This is a genomic window from Micromonospora sp. NPDC047753, assembly GCF_040642735.1.
In the GTDB taxonomy this organism is placed as follows: Bacteria; Actinomycetota; Actinomycetes; order Mycobacteriales; family Micromonosporaceae; genus Micromonospora.
In genome coordinates this window covers 1-14543 of sequence record NZ_JBEYSL010000130.1, presented here as the reverse complement: position 1 = coordinate 14543, position 14543 = coordinate 1, and the positions used below count along the sequence as shown (strand labels likewise).

General features: G+C 71.4%; 14 protein-coding genes. 9 read left to right on the top strand and 5 right to left on the bottom strand.

Annotation, left to right across the window (positions count from 1 at the left end):
• Window positions 1–1023, bottom strand: a 1023-nt coding sequence (locus ABZ749_RS13825) for an aminotransferase class III-fold pyridoxal phosphate-dependent enzyme (protein ID WP_357227339.1), incomplete at its 3' end; no start/stop codon positions are given.
• Window positions 1024–1318: 295 nt separating this feature from the next.
• Here ABZ749_RS13825 and ABZ749_RS13820 point away from each other — a divergent pair.
• Window positions 1319–1645: a hypothetical protein gene (locus ABZ749_RS13820; RefSeq protein WP_357227336.1), complete on the top strand. Its 327-nt coding sequence runs from the start codon at window positions 1319–1321 to the stop codon at window positions 1643–1645.
• A gap of 76 nt (window positions 1646–1721) precedes the next feature.
• Here the strand turns inward: ABZ749_RS13820 and ABZ749_RS13815 are convergent, their stop codons facing one another.
• Window positions 1722–6188: an HAD-IC family P-type ATPase gene (locus ABZ749_RS13815; protein WP_357227342.1), complete on the bottom strand. Its 4467-nt coding sequence runs from the start codon at window positions 6186–6188 to the stop codon at window positions 1722–1724.
• A gap of 217 nt (window positions 6189–6405) precedes the next feature.
• Between ABZ749_RS13815 and ABZ749_RS13810 the strand changes: the two genes are divergently transcribed.
• From ABZ749_RS13810 to ABZ749_RS13785, 6 genes are all read left to right on the top strand, one after another.
• Window positions 6406–6666: a hypothetical protein gene (locus tag ABZ749_RS13810; protein WP_357227333.1), complete on the top strand. Its 261-nt coding sequence runs from the start codon at window positions 6406–6408 to the stop codon at window positions 6664–6666.
• 59 nt (window positions 6667–6725) lie between these two features.
• On the top strand, window positions 6726–8114 hold the full coding sequence (locus tag ABZ749_RS13805) for an MFS transporter (protein WP_357227330.1): 1389 nt from the start codon (window positions 6726–6728) through the stop codon (window positions 8112–8114).
• 51 nt (window positions 8115–8165) lie between these two features.
• Complete coding sequence (locus ABZ749_RS13800; RefSeq protein ID WP_357227327.1) at window positions 8166–8819, top strand: GAP family protein; 654 nt, start codon at window positions 8166–8168, stop codon at window positions 8817–8819.
• A 79-nt stretch (window positions 8820–8898) separates the two neighbouring features.
• A complete protein-coding gene (locus ABZ749_RS13795) occupies window positions 8899–9681 on the top strand; it encodes an NAD(P)H-binding protein (RefSeq protein ID WP_357227323.1) in 783 nt (260 codons plus the stop codon).
• 37 nt (window positions 9682–9718) lie between these two features.
• On the top strand, window positions 9719–9913 hold the full coding sequence (locus tag ABZ749_RS13790) for a hypothetical protein (RefSeq protein WP_357227320.1): 195 nt from the start codon (window positions 9719–9721) through the stop codon (window positions 9911–9913).
• A gap of 95 nt (window positions 9914–10008) precedes the next feature.
• Entirely contained in the window at window positions 10009–10557 is a 549-nt protein-coding gene (locus ABZ749_RS13785; RefSeq protein ID WP_357227317.1) for a YbaK/EbsC family protein, read from the top strand.
• Window positions 10558–10632: 75 nt separating this feature from the next.
• Here ABZ749_RS13785 and ABZ749_RS13780 read toward each other — a convergent pair whose 3' ends face one another.
• The 3 genes from ABZ749_RS13780 to ABZ749_RS13770 are packed head-to-tail and all read right to left on the bottom strand — an operon-like array spanning window position 10633 to window position 12184.
• Complete coding sequence (locus ABZ749_RS13780; protein ID WP_357227314.1) at window positions 10633–11274, bottom strand: DsbA family oxidoreductase; 642 nt, start codon at window positions 11272–11274, stop codon at window positions 10633–10635.
• Window positions 11275–11294: 20 nt separating this feature from the next.
• The gene (locus ABZ749_RS13775) at window positions 11295–11723 is read right to left on the bottom strand and encodes a SufE family protein (protein WP_357227311.1); all 429 of its coding nucleotides are present in this window, start codon (window positions 11721–11723) and stop codon (window positions 11295–11297) included.
• 35 nt (window positions 11724–11758) lie between these two features.
• Window positions 11759–12184 (bottom strand): CBS domain-containing protein, encoded by a 426-nt coding sequence (locus ABZ749_RS13770; protein ID WP_354945799.1) that lies wholly within the window; start codon window positions 12182–12184, stop codon window positions 11759–11761.
• 403 nt (window positions 12185–12587) lie between these two features.
• Here ABZ749_RS13770 and ABZ749_RS13765 point away from each other — a divergent pair, with 403 nt between their 5' ends.
• Window positions 12588–13118 carry a SigE family RNA polymerase sigma factor gene (locus ABZ749_RS13765; RefSeq protein WP_357194714.1) on the top strand — a complete coding sequence of 177 codons (531 nt, stop codon included), beginning with the start codon at window positions 12588–12590 and terminating at the stop codon, window positions 13116–13118.
• Entirely contained in the window at window positions 13115–14296 is a 1182-nt protein-coding gene (locus ABZ749_RS13760) for an LpqB family beta-propeller domain-containing protein (RefSeq protein ID WP_357227308.1), read from the top strand. The genes ABZ749_RS13765 and ABZ749_RS13760 overlap by 4 nt, the downstream gene beginning before the upstream one ends.
• The last annotated feature ends 247 nt before the right edge of the window (window positions 14297–14543 follow it).

Sequence of the window (14543 nt, the reverse complement as noted above, 5' to 3'; positions counted from 1 at the left end):
CTCGACCGCGTACTTGTCCGGCATGGCGAAGCTCAGTACCGGTCCGACGCGGAACACCGGAGAGGCACCGGGACGGTCGGCGAGGCGGCCCGCGGCGACGTCGAGCTGGGCGGCGATCCTGGCGACCGGCTCGGTCTGCGGAACCCGATCCAGGTAGCGGGCCACCGCCCAGGCGGCGTACATGCCGAGCGCACTGGTCTGAAAGGTGTGCATGAGCGCGTGGCGGCCGGGGAAGGTCTCCTCGAACCTGCGGTCATAGAAGATCACCGAGAGCGGGAAGAGCCCGTTCGTCATCGACTTGCCGAAGAGCAGGATGTCCGGGTGCAGCGACAGGGCCATCGACGGGCTGAGCGATCCGTGTCGATAGAAGCCTGCCTGGATCTCGTCGGCGATCACCGTCACGCCGGCCTGGGCAGCGGATGTGGCGCACTCGCGCAGCCAGTCGACATCCAGAGGCACGTAACCGTTCGCACCCTGCACCGGCTCGTAAAGGAAAGCGGAGATCCCGCGCCAGTCCGTCGGCACCTCACCCGGCCTGATCGTCAGGATTCGTGCCTCGAGGTCGCTGACAAAATCGGTGTGCTGCAGGACGCCCGGCCGGGACTCGGACATCGCGACGGTGTCGACACCGAGGCCGTGGTACCCACCGCGGACCACCACCACGGTTCCGGGCCGGCGATGCTGCGCCAACGCGATCGCCGTGGAGACCGCGAAGCTGCCGCCGATCTGGTAGAGCGCGCGGTGCTCCGGGAGGTCCAGGCGATCACGCAACCATTGCGCGAACAGCTCGCCCTCGGCCGGTTGAAAGTACGGTGCGAGGTCGGCGCGGGCAGCGCCGAACGGGTTGATCTCCGGGTTGCGATGTCCGAAGTTGACAGCGCCGTAAGTGCTCACGCAGTCGAGGATCCGGCGTTCCGCACCGCTCGGATCGGTCAACGTCAACCACGCATTGTCCGCGTCGGTGAGCGTCCATTGTTTCGCGAAGAGAGGAGTTTCGCTGAGCGCCGAAGGAAAGGGCGGCATGCCGTGACCTCGAGTCAGACGGTCGGGGGATCCGTCGCTACGAGTACACACGTTACAGCGATGGGTGATCGGTTGCTATAGGGCAGAGCTCCGTTGTGGACTTCCGATCGCGCCCACCTCCTGCCGCTTCGGTACCCCGGTGAACCGTCGGCATGCGGCTCACCTCCCGGCGCCGCTGACGGGCCGGCCAGAGCCTGCGAGTGGGTCAGGGGTCGGCTGATTTATGGACCACGAATGGGATCCCAGTGACGGTTTGATGAGGGTTTGGGCCACTCGAGGACGGGCATCTTCGAATGTGCAGATCAATATCGACGAGCCGGATGCGACCGAACAGTTCTGGGCCGGGATGCGGGAGGCGGCCGCCGCAGCGGCACGCCACCGGGACAACAGCCTGTATGAGGCCATCGTCAAGATCGGCAAGTCGGCTCTTGCTCAGGGCGTCGCGCTGGTGCCGTCTGGCGGCCTCTTCCTCTGGTGTCCGGTCTGTAGTGCCCAGAGCGGCCAACAGTGCATCAACACGCCTCGCCACCCGTTGGGCGAGAGCATGCTCCACCCGGAGCGAACGGAATTGGCGGAGAAGGCGATGAGCGGGGAGGTTCCGCTCCCCAAGCCCTTCGATTGAAGAACGGGGGCGGCAGGTCCTTTCGCCGGCCGCCCCGTCACCGACCGCAACGCCGCCCGAGCGCAACGCCCGATGCTCAGCCCCTGGAACCGCTCGCGCCGTCGCCGTCCGCAGTGGTGGGGTGAGGTCGGGCCGGCGGCACATGCTCCACCAGCTTGGTGAGCGCGCCGTTGGCGAAGGTCGCGCCGAGCGCCGATCCGGCCCCGATGGTCCAGCCCACCGGCCCGAGCGGGGTGCAGCCGAAAAACTGGCTCACCCCCGGGGTCTGCACCACCACGACCAGGACGCCCAGTGACGCCACCGTGGAGGCCAGCACGGTCGGGCTGGTGCCGCCGGCCAGGATGGTCTGCCCGAGTTGGGTGCCGACCAGGGAGACCAGGGCGACGGTGCCGGCCCGCTGGCGGCGTCCGGTGCAGCGGGCCAACGTCCAGCCTGCGGTGGCGCCCAGCGTGGTGGCTGCCGCCCGCAGGCCGATCTCCCTGGTCAGGCTCTCGCCGAGTGCCGTGTCCGGACCCTCCTTGAGTAGCGCGTCGGTCCGGTCCGACGCGGGTGGCCGGACCGCGATGGCCAGCGCCGGCGCCAGGTCGGTGAGCAGGTTGACCAGCAGGAGTTGTCGTCCGGTGAGCGCGGAACGGCCGGTCGCGGCAGCGGTGAGCACACTGAACGCGATCTCGCCGAGGTTGCCGCCGACCAGGATGCTGAGCGCGTGCCGCACCGACGACCACATGGCCCGCCCTTCGATGAGGGTGGCGATGATGGTTTCCAGCCGGTCGTCGGTGACCACCAGGTCGGCTGCGGCGCGGGCGGCCGGGGTGCCCCGTTGGCCCAGGGCGATGCCGACGTCGGCCAGCCGGATCGCCGGGGCGTCGTTGGCGCCGTCACCGGTCATCGCCACGGTCCGTCCGCACTTCTGCAACGCCTGGATGATCCGCACCTTGTGCGCAGGGGTGCAGCGGGCCACCACGTCGGTGTTGGCCAACCGTTCGGCGAGCGCGTCGTCGTCCAGCTGGTCGAGTTCAGCGGCGGTCACCACCCGCTGCTCGTCGTGTTCACTGATGGTGGCGGCGATCGCCTCGGCGGTGGCCGGGTGATCACCAGTGATCATGATGGTGTGCACCCCGGCCTGCCGGATCCGGCGTACCGCCGGGGCTGCGCTCTCCCGGACGCCGTCCGCCAGGGCCAGGAAGCCCACGAAGGTCAGCCCTCGGACGTCGGAGTCGGTCACCTTCGGGTCGTTCACCGGGCACTCCGCGACGGCCAGGATCCGGTTTCCCGCACCGGCCCGGTCGGCGAGCATCCGCTCCAGCTCCGCGCGGCCGGCGTCGTCCAGTGGCTCCTGACGACCGTCCATGCGTCGGGACGAACAGCGCGGCAGCACCGTCTCCGGAGCACCCTTGACGCTCAACAACAGGTGACCATCGGTCTGTCCGATGCTCGCGTGGTAGCCGCGGGACGGCTCGAACGGCAGCCCTCCGGCGGCCCGCCACCCGACGGCGCCAGTCTGCTCCACCACCCCGGCCTCCCCGGCGCCCCGACGGACCGCCCGGTCGGTCTGCAACGCCAACTCCTCCGGGTTCTTCGCGGCCGGGGTGGCCCGCAGCGCCGCGGCCAGCGTCATCCGGAGCCGGTCGTCCAACCGATCCAGCGGGGCGTACCGGTCGCCGACGCTGTCGCCGACCCCGGCCAGCAGCAACTGGCCCTCGGTGAGGGTGCCGGTCTTGTCGAAGCAGAGCACGTCCACCCGGCCCAGCGCCTCGATCGTGCGCGGGTTGCGGACCAGCGCGCCGTGCTCGGCCAGCCGCCGGGCCGCGGCCAGCTGCGCCGCGCTGACCAGGAACGGCAGCCCCTCCGGCACCGACGCCACGGCGAGGTTCGCGGCGGTCGCCGCCGTTTCGGCCAGGGGTACGCCTCGAAGCAGGCCCGCGCCGGCCACCGCCACCGCGGAACCGGCCGCCAACGGGATGGCGGCGCTGGTCAACGCGCCCAGCCGAGCCTCCACCCCACTGGTGGGGGGTGCCTGGCGCACCAACGCCAGGCTGCGCCCAGCCTCGGTGTCGTTGCCGGTCGCCACCACCACGGCGGTGCCGTGCCCGGCGGCGACTGTGGTGCCCTCGTAGAGCATCGAGTGTCGGTCGGCGATGGCGGCGGCGACCACCGGTCGGTTGGACTTGGCGACCGGCAGCGACTCGCCGGTCAGCGACGACTCGTCGGCCTCCAGTCCCACCGACTCGAGCACCCGGCAGTCGGCGGGCACCGAGTCGCCCGGTTCGAGGGCGATGACGTCCCCGAGGACGAGGTCTTCGGCGGCGAGAACCTGCTCGGCACCGTCCCGACGGACCCGGGCGGTCACCGCCGACCGCGACAGCAGCTCCGCCAGCGACCTCTCCGTGTTGCGCTCGTGCACCGCGCCGATCAGGGCGGACCCACCGACCACGCTGCCCACCAGCGCGGCGTCGACCAGTGAGCCGAACGACGCGGAGAGCACCGCCCCGGCGGCCAGCACCGGCGTGAGCGGGTTGGACAACTCGTCCACGAAGGCACGCAGCAGCCCACCACTTCCGGGGGCGCCGCCGCCGTTGTCACCGGAACCATGGCTTCGGCGCTGCGCCTCGGCGCTGGTCAGGCCGTCCGGGGTGGAGCGCAGGTGGTCGAGCACGGTGCCGGCCGGCATCAGGTGCCAGGCGGTTGCCACGGGCGCCGGGGTGTCCGACTGGTCGTGCAGCCGGCGGGCCTGCCAGACGCCGTTGGCGAAGGCCAGCCCGGCCGCGCCGTTGACAGCGACGAGCGCCCGGTGCGGCAGTTGGGTCGGTGGGGCCGTGAAAGCGCCGAGCGCCCCGAGACCGGTGCCGGCCATGGCCAGCCGGATGTTCTGCTGAGCCGTGCGCCGCGCCACCCCGGTCGCCTCGATCACCAGCGCCACCACCCGCAGGTCGGCACCGACCAGCAGGTGCGCACCCCACGGCGGCAGCTCCTCCGGTGCGGCGAACCCGAGACCGCAGTCGGACGCGCCGAGTGCCTTGCGGTCCGCGGAAACCAGCATCACCACAGCGCCGTCGCGCTGCAACGCGCGTACCGACTCGGCCAACTGGTCCCCGCCGGGGAGTATCGCGTCGGCGAAGCCGTACCGCTGCTCGTCCCCGCCGGCGACGAGCAGCCGCAGGCCGGCATGTCGGGCGGCGGAGGGCAGGCCGTCGACGCCGGGCGCGGGTTCCGGCTCGACCCGCAACAGGGCGGCGAGCCGGTCGCCGTGGACGAGCCCGAGGAGTTGGCCGCCGGCGGAGCGCAGCCGGGCCGCGTCCGGGATGTCGTCGAGGTCGTTCGCGGGCATCCGGTCCAGCGGCCCGAGCCGCCAGCCGTCCGCCGTGCGGGAAGCGGACGGGTCGTCCGGGTCGAACAACGCGAAGGCCCGCTCGGCCACCTGGTCGACGTCCGCGTCGGGGGCCGGCGCGAGATCGGCCAGGACGCCCCGGTCCGAGCCGAGCACGGCGGCGTCGAGCACGAGGGTGTCGATCCGGTCCAGTTCGCGTAGCACACTCCGGTCCATCGCGATCACACCACGCCGGGCCAGCATCCGACCAAGCTGGGCCGCGTACCCCTCGCGACCGCTGCCCGGCGCCTTCGGCAGTGCGGACAGTCCCAGCGCGGTGGCCCGCTTCGGCCCGGCGAACGGCACCGCCGCCGCACCTGCGGCCGCACCGGCGGCGAGCATGCGGTTGATGTACCGCTCGACCGGGCCGTCCGGCTTCGGCCGCGGACGTTCGATCACCGGCCAGCGGGCGGTGGCCCGTTCGGCGTCGCCGGTCAGCCGTGGTTCGGCCTTCTCCCAGGCGGAGAGCTGGGCCCGGTCCTCACCCCACTGCACGACCCGTTGGGCGCCGTCCAGGACGATGCCCGTCCAGCGGCCGGTCAAGCCCTGCACCACCGCCTCGGCCAGCGGAAACAGGATGTCGGCGCGCGGGTCGGAGCGCAGCCGTCTGCCGAGGAACCCGTGCAGCTTCGGCTGAAGATCCACTGCGGAGAGCAGGCCGGCCACCTCACCGGGCAGCGGCGCGAACGGCAGGATCCGGGTGGCCGCCGAGATGGTCAGGCCCAGTGCGTCCGAGGCGAGCGCGCCGAGGGTGCGCGGAGTGCGCGGCCCTTCCTCCGGTGGGTGCGGGGGTGGGATCTCCGGGTCGGGTTCATGGTCGCAGGTCCGCTCGACGCGGTCGATGGTGGCGATCAGGTCCCGCAACGTCGGCTCGGGGGTCTGAACGGCGACCACCACCCGGCCGGAGGGTGCGTTGACCCGGGCCCAGGCCACCCCGGGCATCTTCTCCAGCGCGCCCTCCACCTGACGGGCCAGCCGGTTGCCACCGTCCTGGCAGACACCGTGCACCTCGATGTGGTGTCGGCCCGGCCGGGACCAGACCCGACGCCGCGTCAGCCCGGCCGTCCGGGCCAGCCGGACCGCGGCCGAACTGACCGACCGGGACGCCTCGCCGACCAGGTGCGGCACGCCGAAGGACGGCAGGATGCGGCCGGCAGCGCGACCCGCCGCCGTCATCGAGGCGTACGGCTGGACGGGCGCCGGCCCGGCTCCCTGTTGCCGCTCGTCCTGACCTTGGTCATGTCGCCCTCCCACCGCACTCACGTCCGGCGGCCTGGCTTCCCGACCTGCCATCCGTTATGCCCCCTGAGTGGCGGAATTTTCCGCCGTCGCTGGCGCATGGACGGGATGGGCCGTGGAACCCGACGACCATCACCGGACATGGGAGGCCGGCATGAGCACGCTGACGCGACATCTCAACGGTTCACGCGAGAACGTCACGATGTACAACCGGCGGGTGCAACTGCCGATGCTGGGTGAGGTGGCGGTGCCGCCACCGGACAAGGTCGTCTACTACGCCGGGCTCGGAGTGCTCGCCGCGCTACAGGTCATCGAGTGGCCGATAGCTGTGGTGATCACCGCTGGTCACGTGCTGGCAGACCAGCATTTTTCCGGACTGGCGCGCGGTCTCGGAGAGGCGCTGCAGGACGCCTGACGAGAGCCAGTTCACCGGACGGTTGACATGAATCAGGGTTGAAGTCGCATGCTCGGTCGATGTCGAGCACAGCCGCCACCGCCACACCCGCCGCACCGGGACTCTTCGCACCCCGACTGCGCGCGATGACGGTGGGCAGCGTCGCGCTGATCTCACTCCTCGCGTTCGAAGCGTTGGCGGTCGGCACGGCGATGCCCACCGTCGCGCGCAGCCTGGACGGGCTGGCGCTCTACGGGATCGCGTTCGGCGGCCCGTTCGCCACCGGTGTGCTGGCCATGGTGGTCTCCGGCATCTGGTGCGACGCGCGGGGGCCCAGGGGGCCGATGTGGCACGGCGTCGCCTGGTTCGTGGTCGGGTTGCTGATCGCCGGGACCGCCCCCGTGATGAGCGCGCTGGTCGTCGGGCGGGTCGTGCAGGGTTTTGGCTCCGGGCTGCTTTCGGTGGCGCTGTACGTGATCGTCGGGCAGGCGTACCCGCCGGACCTGCACCGGCGGATCTTCGCGGCGTTTGCGGCGGCGTGGGTCGTACCGTCGCTGGTCGGGCCGGCGGTTGCCGGCCTGATCGTGCAGCACCTGGGCTGGCGGTGGGTCTTCCTGGCGGTGCCGGCGGTGGCGGTGCCGGCGGGGCTGCTGATTCATCCCGGCCTTCGGTCGCTGGGCCGGATTGCGGCGACGAGCCCGCCGGCGGGTGCGGCGGCACGGATCGGTTGGGCGTGCGGGGCCGCGGTGAGTGCCGCACTGCTGCACATCGGGGGACAGCAGCGCGGTGCCACGGCTTTGGTTCTTGTCGCGTCCGCCGTGGTCGGCCTGCTGGTCTGTGCCCCGCGCCTGTTGCCGGCCGGGTTCCTTCGGGCCGCACGGGGGCTGCCCACCGTCGTGGGGCTGCGTGGCCTGGCGTCGGCGGCCTTCGTCGGCAGCGAGGTGGTGATCCCGTTGATGCTCTCCCGGGAACGGGGTCTCTCGCCGACCGCGGCCGGGCTGGTCCTCACGGTCGGCGCGCTGGCCTGGTCGGCGGGCTCCTGGTTGCAGGGCCGGATCCCGGTGCCGGCGTCGCGGGCCAGTCTGCCGCGAGCCGGGTTGAGCTGCATCACCGTCGGCACCGCGACTGTGGCGCTGGCCGTCCGGCCCGAGCTGCCGGTGGCCGTCGCCGTGCTCGGTTGGGCGATCGCCGGCCTGGGCATGGGGTTGCTCTACCCGCCGTTGTCGGTGCTCACCCTGGAGTTGTCCGCGCCGGGTGAGCAGGGCCGCAACAGCTCGTCGCTGCAACTGAGCGACTCCCTCTTCGCGGCGACCGTGCTCGCGCTGACCGGGGCCGTGTTGGCAGCAGGAAATGCGCCGGGCCCGGCCAGCTACACGACGACGCTCGTGGTCACCGCGGGGCTGGCGCTGCTCGGGGCGCTGCTGGCCGGCCGGGTCGTGGTGGGCGGGGGTGTGCGACCGGCCGGGTGATCAGCGGATTCGGCAGCGTCCCACCTGCTCGTACCGGAAAGATGGCGGGCGATGAACCTCCTGACCATTCTGCCGCTCGCCGTGGTCATGGTCGCCGGGACGCAGTTGGTGGTGGCGGTCTTCCTCGCCTCGTCGGATCGGCCCCGGGCTGCGTCGCTGGGCTTCCTCGCGGGCGCGGGGCTGGTGGTCGCCGCCGGGGTGACTGTGGCCTGGCTGGTGGCCAAACTGGTGGGTGGAGTGGCCGCCGACGCCAGCGCCGTGGCCGGGAGGGTCGATCGCGGCCCCGCCATCGACCTCGTCGTGCTGGCCCTGCTGGTGTGCCTGGCCGTGCTGATCTGGGTCCGCCGGGGCCGCTCCGGACCGCCGCGCTGGCTGGGCAGCATCGAGCATGCCGGTCCGCCGCAGACGTTGCGGCTGGGTGCGCTGCTCTTCGTGGCGACGCCGACCGACGACCTGACCATGGCCACCGTCGGGGCGAGCGTGGCCCGACACGATCTGCCGTGGTGGCACCTGGTGCCGTTCGTGCTGCTCACCGTGCTCCTGCTCGCGCTGCCTCTGCTGGCGTTGCTGCTGTTGGGGAGCAGGGCCTCGCGGGTGCTGACCCGGATGAGGGAATGGGCCGAGGGGCACGCCTGGATCGTCAACGAGATCGTGATCGCGTTCTTCGCGCTGCTCACCGCGTTGGACCTGATTCGATCGGGATGAGTGGCCGCCCGCCGTCACGGGTTGCCGCAATGTCTCGTCAACGCCAGGTAAGGGCCGCACGGGTTTGCAGGAGGACGAGATGAAGGTTCTGGTCACCGGGGCGTCCGGCAATCTGGGCCGTGCCGTGCTGGGCCGGTTGCGCGACGACGGAATCAGCGTCCGGGCCACCAGCCGTCGGCCGCCCGCCGGCTCGGACGTGGAGTGGGCGGCGACCGACCTGGCCACCGGGGACGGGCTGACCGAGGCGGTGACCGGGGTGGACGCCGTGCTGCACCTGGCGTCCGCGCCGCGGGGTCGGCAGACCTACCAGGTGGACGTGTTGGGCACCCGCCGACTGGTGGTGGCCGCCGGCACGGCCGGTGTGCGGCACATCGTCTACATCTCGATCGTCGGGGTTGATCGGGTCCCGATCCCGTACTACCGCCACAAGCTCGCCGCCGAACAGGTGATCGCGGCCGGTCCGGTGCCGTGGTCGGTGCTGCGGGCCACCCAGTTTCCCCAGTTCCTGGACGAGATGCTGACCGCCTGCGGGCGGCTGGGCCCGGTGATCGGGGACCGGGCGGTGCTCGCCCAACCGGTCGACCCGGGCGAGGTGGCGGCGCGGCTGGCGGCCCGACTGGTCGCCGGCCCGTTGGGCGGCGTCGAGGAGCTGGGTGGGCCCCAGGTGCTCCGTTTCGACGAGGCCGCCAGGGCGTGGCGGTCGGCCCGAGGCTCGCGCCGACCGCTGCTGCCGGTGCGGATTCCCGGCCGGCTCGGTCGCGAGCTGCGGGCCGGTGGTCTGGCCACCGAGGCGCTGCCCCGGGGCGTGCGTACCTGGGCCGACCATCTGGCCGACACGTACGGGGGAACCGGCCGGAAATGAGAGCAACAACGGTTCATGTTCGTCTTACCGTGACGCCATGTTCGCTGTCGTCACCACTGTGATCCTCTACGTCTTCGGCTTCGTCTTCCTCTACGGCGTGATCCGGCTGGGTGTCCGGCACGCGTTCGAGGATCTGGAGCTGCAACGGGCCAAGGCCCAGCGCGAGGAGGAGGTGGCGGCTGCCCGCGACCGCTCCTTCATGCGCGACAACGCGTTCCTCGCCGGCAGTTGAGCGCCGGATCGATCCGGCCCAGGCCGGTGGCGTCGCCGGGGGGCCGGGGAGCCGCTGGGCGGTTCAGCGTCGCGGATGCGAGGATCGCACCCGTGATGGGAACGCTGAAGACCGAACCGGCCCGCGCCCGCCTGGATCTGCTCGCCCCGCCGGTCGCGGAGGCCATCGCTCAGTGGCCGGCCGACGCGCCGGTGGACGTCAACGACGTGCTGGTCGCGCCGATCGACGCCGACCTCGCCGACACCGCGGCGTTCTGCGCGGCGTACGAGGTGGGGTTGGACGTGTCGGCCAACTGTGTCGTGGTGGCGGGCAAGCGCGAGGGAGTGGTGCGCTACGCGGCGTGCATCGTCCTGGCCACCACGCGGGCCGACGTGAACGGGGTGGCCCGCCGGACGCTGGACGTCCGCAAGGCGAGCTTCGCCCCGATGGACGACGCTGTCGAGTTGACCGGCATGGAGTACGGCGGCATCACCCCGATCGGGCTGCCGGCGCAGTGGCCGATCCTGGTGGACTCGCGAGTCATCGCCACACCGCACGTGATCGTCGGGTCCGGCGTACGGCACAGCAAGATAGCGCTGCCGGGGCCGGCGTTGGGCGCGCTGCCGGGAGCTCAGGTGGTGGAAGGGCTGGCCAGGCCGGCCTGACCAGGCATCGGCATCGATGTTGTTGCACGTGAAACATCGTGATCATCGATGCCGGACGCCCGGCCCCCCGGTGACTCAGTGTGAGTGCGCTGCGGACTCGCGCTGCTCGACCTCGGCGAACGCGGCGAGCAACGTCTGCACCTCCTGCGCGCCGGAGACCGCGTACTTCCCGGCCAGCACGAAGGTCGGCACGCTGGTGATGCCCAGGTCCCGTGCGGTGGCCAGTGCGGCGGCGACGTCGGCGACGCGCTCGTCGGAGTCGAGGAACCGGCGCGCGTCGGCCGCGTCCAGGCCGATCTCGCCGGCCAGGGCGGCCAGCGCCTCCCGCGAGCCGACGTCGACAGCGTTGTTGAAGTGCGCCTGGTAGAGCGCCTCCACCATCTCGGCCGCCCGGCCCTGGTCGGTCGCCCACGAGACGAGGCGGTGCGCGTCGAAGGTGTTGGCGATCACCGCGCGGTCGTAGTCGAGCCGCAGCCCGTCGGCCGCCGCGACCTGGGTCACGTGGTCGACCATCTGCCGGGCGCGCTCCGGGCCGCCGAACTTCCCGGCCAGCGCCTGCACCAGCGGCAGGGGCTGCGGCACCGGCGACGGGTCGAGCTGGAACGGCCGGTAACGGACCGTCACCTCGCCCTCGTAGCTGGCGAGGGCCTCATCCAGGCGGCGCTTGCCGATGTAGCACCACGGGCAGATGACGTCCGCGTAGATCTCGATCTCCATGCTCGGTGGCAACCCCTAGGTCAGCCGAGTTGTTCCCGGATCTGCCGCTTGAGGCGGCCCAGGATCGCCGTGCCGCCACGGATTCGCAGTGGGCTGATCGCCTGGGCCAGCCCCATCCGCTGATAGAGGTCGTCCGGCACGGCCAGCACCTGCTCGGCGCTCGCCCCCGCCAGCCCCTCGGCGAGGATCCCGGCGAACGCCCGGGTGGTGGGCGCTTCCGGAGGGCAGTCGAAAAGCGTCTCCACCGTGCCCTCCGCGGTCACCTTCGCCCGCAGGAAGAACGCCGTCTGACACTCGGGCACCTGCTCCATGCCCTCGCGCTCCGCAGCGCCCTCCGGCAGTGCTGGGATGACGTCCGCGTACTCCAGGAGCATCTCCAGCACCAGGTCGCGCGGCGCGGCGGCGAACTCGTCGACGATCTCGGCCAGTCGGGCCGGCATGTCAGCCATGCGTCGAGGCTACCGCCGTCATGCCGGGGCCCCGTTCACACCGTCGGTGACTGCTCGCTGATCTCGCTGAGCGCGCTGGTGGGGTCGAGCTGCATGGCCAGGTCGCCGAGCGAGACGATCCCCACCAGCTTGCGGTCACTGTCACAGACCAGCACCCGTCGGATGCCCCGGTCCCGCATGAGCGCCGCCGCCTCACCCGCCGTGCAGTGCTGCTCGATCATGACGACCTCGCGGGTGACGATCGAGCCGATGGTGGTGGCCGCGGGGGAGCTGTTCTCCGCCACTGCCCGCACCACGATGTCCCGGTCGGTGAGCATGCCGGCGAGGCTGGCGCCGTCGGTGACCACCACATCACCGATGTCGGCCTCCTTCATCACCCTGGCCGCCTCGTCCAGGGTGGTCTCCACCGGCAGGTACACGACCTGCTTGGTCATCACGTCGCTGACCCGGTAACCGGTCATGAGAGCCTCCGAAGACGTATCCACCCGATCCGACTGCACTACCCCGTGACGCCGTCGCTACACCAGGTTCGCATGTTCCCGCCGCACCTCGTCGACGAGTCGATCCACCGGACCGGCCAGCGGCGGCCGACCACGACGGCCCGGGGGATGCCGATCAGCTCGGCGTCGGTGAACTTGACCCGGCCGAGACGTGCGGCACCTCCGCGTCGGCCGGATCCTCGCGCAGGGTCCGCATCAACAGGGTCGGCATGCGTGGCAGCATCCGCGCAGCCTGCGGCCGGTACGGCAGGATGAGCGATCCATTTCGATCCGAACCGGACCCGACGCCGGCAACCATCGACGCCGTTGCTCGCGTCTGCAAGGACACCAAGCCCTCGTACCTCGACCTGAAGGATTGGCCCGTGTGGACCCTCTGCTGAGTGAGTTCGACTCGTTCGTCCGTGCCCGCACCCCGGCGTTACTGCGCTCGGCCTACCTGCTCACCGGCGACCAGCACCTGGCCGAGGACCTCGTCCAGTCGGCCCTGGCCCGGACCCACCGCTCCTGGAACCGCCTGCACCACAGCGGCAACGCCGAGGCGTACACCCGCAAGACCATGTACCACCTACAGGTGTCCTGGTGGCGACGGCGCCGGGTACCCGAGTCGATGCCGGGCGATCTGCCCGAGCCACGCGGAGGCGACTCGGCCCCGGACCACGCCCACCAGACCAGTCTGCGGCTCACCCTGCGGGCGGCACTGGCGAAGCTCTCCCCGAAGCAACGTGCCGTGCTGGTGCTGCGGTTCTTCGAGGACCGCACCGAGGCTGAGGCGGCGGACCTGCTCGGCGTCACGATCGGCACCGTGAAGAGCCAGACGGCCAAATCCCTGGCCAGGCTGCGCGCCGTCGCGCCCGAACTCGCCGAGCTGTACGTCCTGGAAGGGAGTACCCAATGAACGACCAGCGCCTCCGGCTCGACCTGACCGCCCTGGCCGACGAGGTCACCTCCGTCGACCTGCGGGACCGGACCCTGCGTACGTCCCGTCGGCTCGGTATCCAACGGGCGGTTGCCACGTCGGCCGCCGCGCTGGTGCTGATCGCCGCAGCGGCCGGCACCGCCTTCGCCATCCGGCCGGACCAGTCCCCACCCCCGCTGCCGGCTGACACCCCGTCGGTCACCGCGTCGCCGTCGCCGACTCCGACGCCCACCCCGACGCCGTCCGGCAGCGCCGGCGACACGCCCGGCGCCCCGCCCAGCGGCGGGTCCAGCACGAGCACCCCATCCGTGCAGTTCGGGAGGCTCTTCTACGGCCCCGCCACGGTGACCGACGCGGAGATGGCGAATCTGCGGTCCTGGCGTCCGGGCGACAGCCCCGTGCGTCTGTTGGCTCTGCCCGAGCTGGCGGCGATTGGCAGCGCGAACATCTCGCCGGACGGGCGCCGGGTTGCCTGGGTGGAGAGCGACGACAGCGAAAGCACCCTCGTCATCGCCGACGTCGACGGCTCCGGCAGGCAGGAGATGCGCTCGAAGGTGGATCCTCACTGTGCCCCGGCCTGGTCAGCGGACGGACGGCACCTGCTGTTCATTGAGACGAAGGCGATGGGCGAGACCGTTCGGCACGGAGTGCTGGACACCCGCAGCGACAAGAGGACAGTCACATGGTGGCCCGGGCAGCCCCGCGGCTGTCACGCCCTCTGGTCGGCGGACGGTCGGACCATCGCCATGACGGATTACCTCGGCGTCGCCCTCTTTGGCACGGACGGCACGAAGAAGCGGGCCGTACCGGGCTTCGCCGTGGGCAAATTGACCAGCAACGACATTGCCAGCCTGTCCTCGGACGGCTCCCGCATCGCTCTGCTGGTGAAGAAGCCCAACGAGGATGCCGGCGACGTCGCTCGTGAACTTTGGGCTAACGCGGTGATCGACACCCGAACTGGCAAACAGGTCACTTTGCCACTGGGAGGACGCACCCTGCGGCAGGTCTACTTCCAGACCGACGGCTCGATGGTCGTGCGGGTCAAGACCAGTAACGGGTACGCGGTGCTGCTGGTGGATGAGGACGGCAGGAAGATCTCCGAGACCGCCGAGCCGGCGAGCCTGAAGGACATGCAGATCCTGGCCGTCGTCGACTGACCGATCAGCGCGGAAAAGGGCGGGTCACCCTCAGGTGGCCCGCCCTTTCTGCGTCTGCGCACCGCCGGAAAGTCGGTGTTGATCACGGTCGGTGAACTGCGGAAAAGGTTGCCGGTGCGAGTGGATCCGACTGTCCGGTAGTAGCGCGCCGCGACGGCAACTAGCCACGGCCAGGCGCTCGTCTTGGGTGGTGTCAGGCACGGTAAGCCTCCACAAAGGACAACGACGATGAACCTCGGCCCGTTCA

Coding starts and splice junctions, on each gene's coding strand:
- ABZ749_RS13790 (WP_357227320.1), top strand. CDS start 9,719: ATGTTCGCTGTCGTCACCACTGTGATCCTCTACGTCTTCGGCTTCGTC.
- ABZ749_RS13780 (WP_357227314.1), bottom strand. CDS start 11,274: ATGGAGATCGAGATCTACGCGGACGTCATCTGCCCGTGGTGCTACATC.
- ABZ749_RS13770 (WP_354945799.1), bottom strand. CDS start 12,184: ATGACCGGTTACCGGGTCAGCGACGTGATGACCAAGCAGGTCGTGTAC.
- ABZ749_RS13815 (WP_357227342.1), bottom strand. CDS start 6,188: ATGACGGCGGCGGGTCGCGCTGCCGGCCGCATCCTGCCGTCCTTCGGC.
- ABZ749_RS13785 (WP_357227317.1), top strand. CDS start 10,009: ATGGGAACGCTGAAGACCGAACCGGCCCGCGCCCGCCTGGATCTGCTC.
- ABZ749_RS13800 (WP_357227327.1), top strand. CDS start 8,166: ATGAACCTCCTGACCATTCTGCCGCTCGCCGTGGTCATGGTCGCCGGG.
- ABZ749_RS13775 (WP_357227311.1), bottom strand. CDS start 11,723: ATGGCTGACATGCCGGCCCGACTGGCCGAGATCGTCGACGAGTTCGCC.
- ABZ749_RS13760 (WP_357227308.1), top strand. CDS start 13,115: ATGAACGACCAGCGCCTCCGGCTCGACCTGACCGCCCTGGCCGACGAG.
- ABZ749_RS13810 (WP_357227333.1), top strand. CDS start 6,406: ATGAGCACGCTGACGCGACATCTCAACGGTTCACGCGAGAACGTCACG.
- ABZ749_RS13805 (WP_357227330.1), top strand. CDS start 6,726: ATGTCGAGCACAGCCGCCACCGCCACACCCGCCGCACCGGGACTCTTC.
- ABZ749_RS13795 (WP_357227323.1), top strand. CDS start 8,899: ATGAAGGTTCTGGTCACCGGGGCGTCCGGCAATCTGGGCCGTGCCGTG.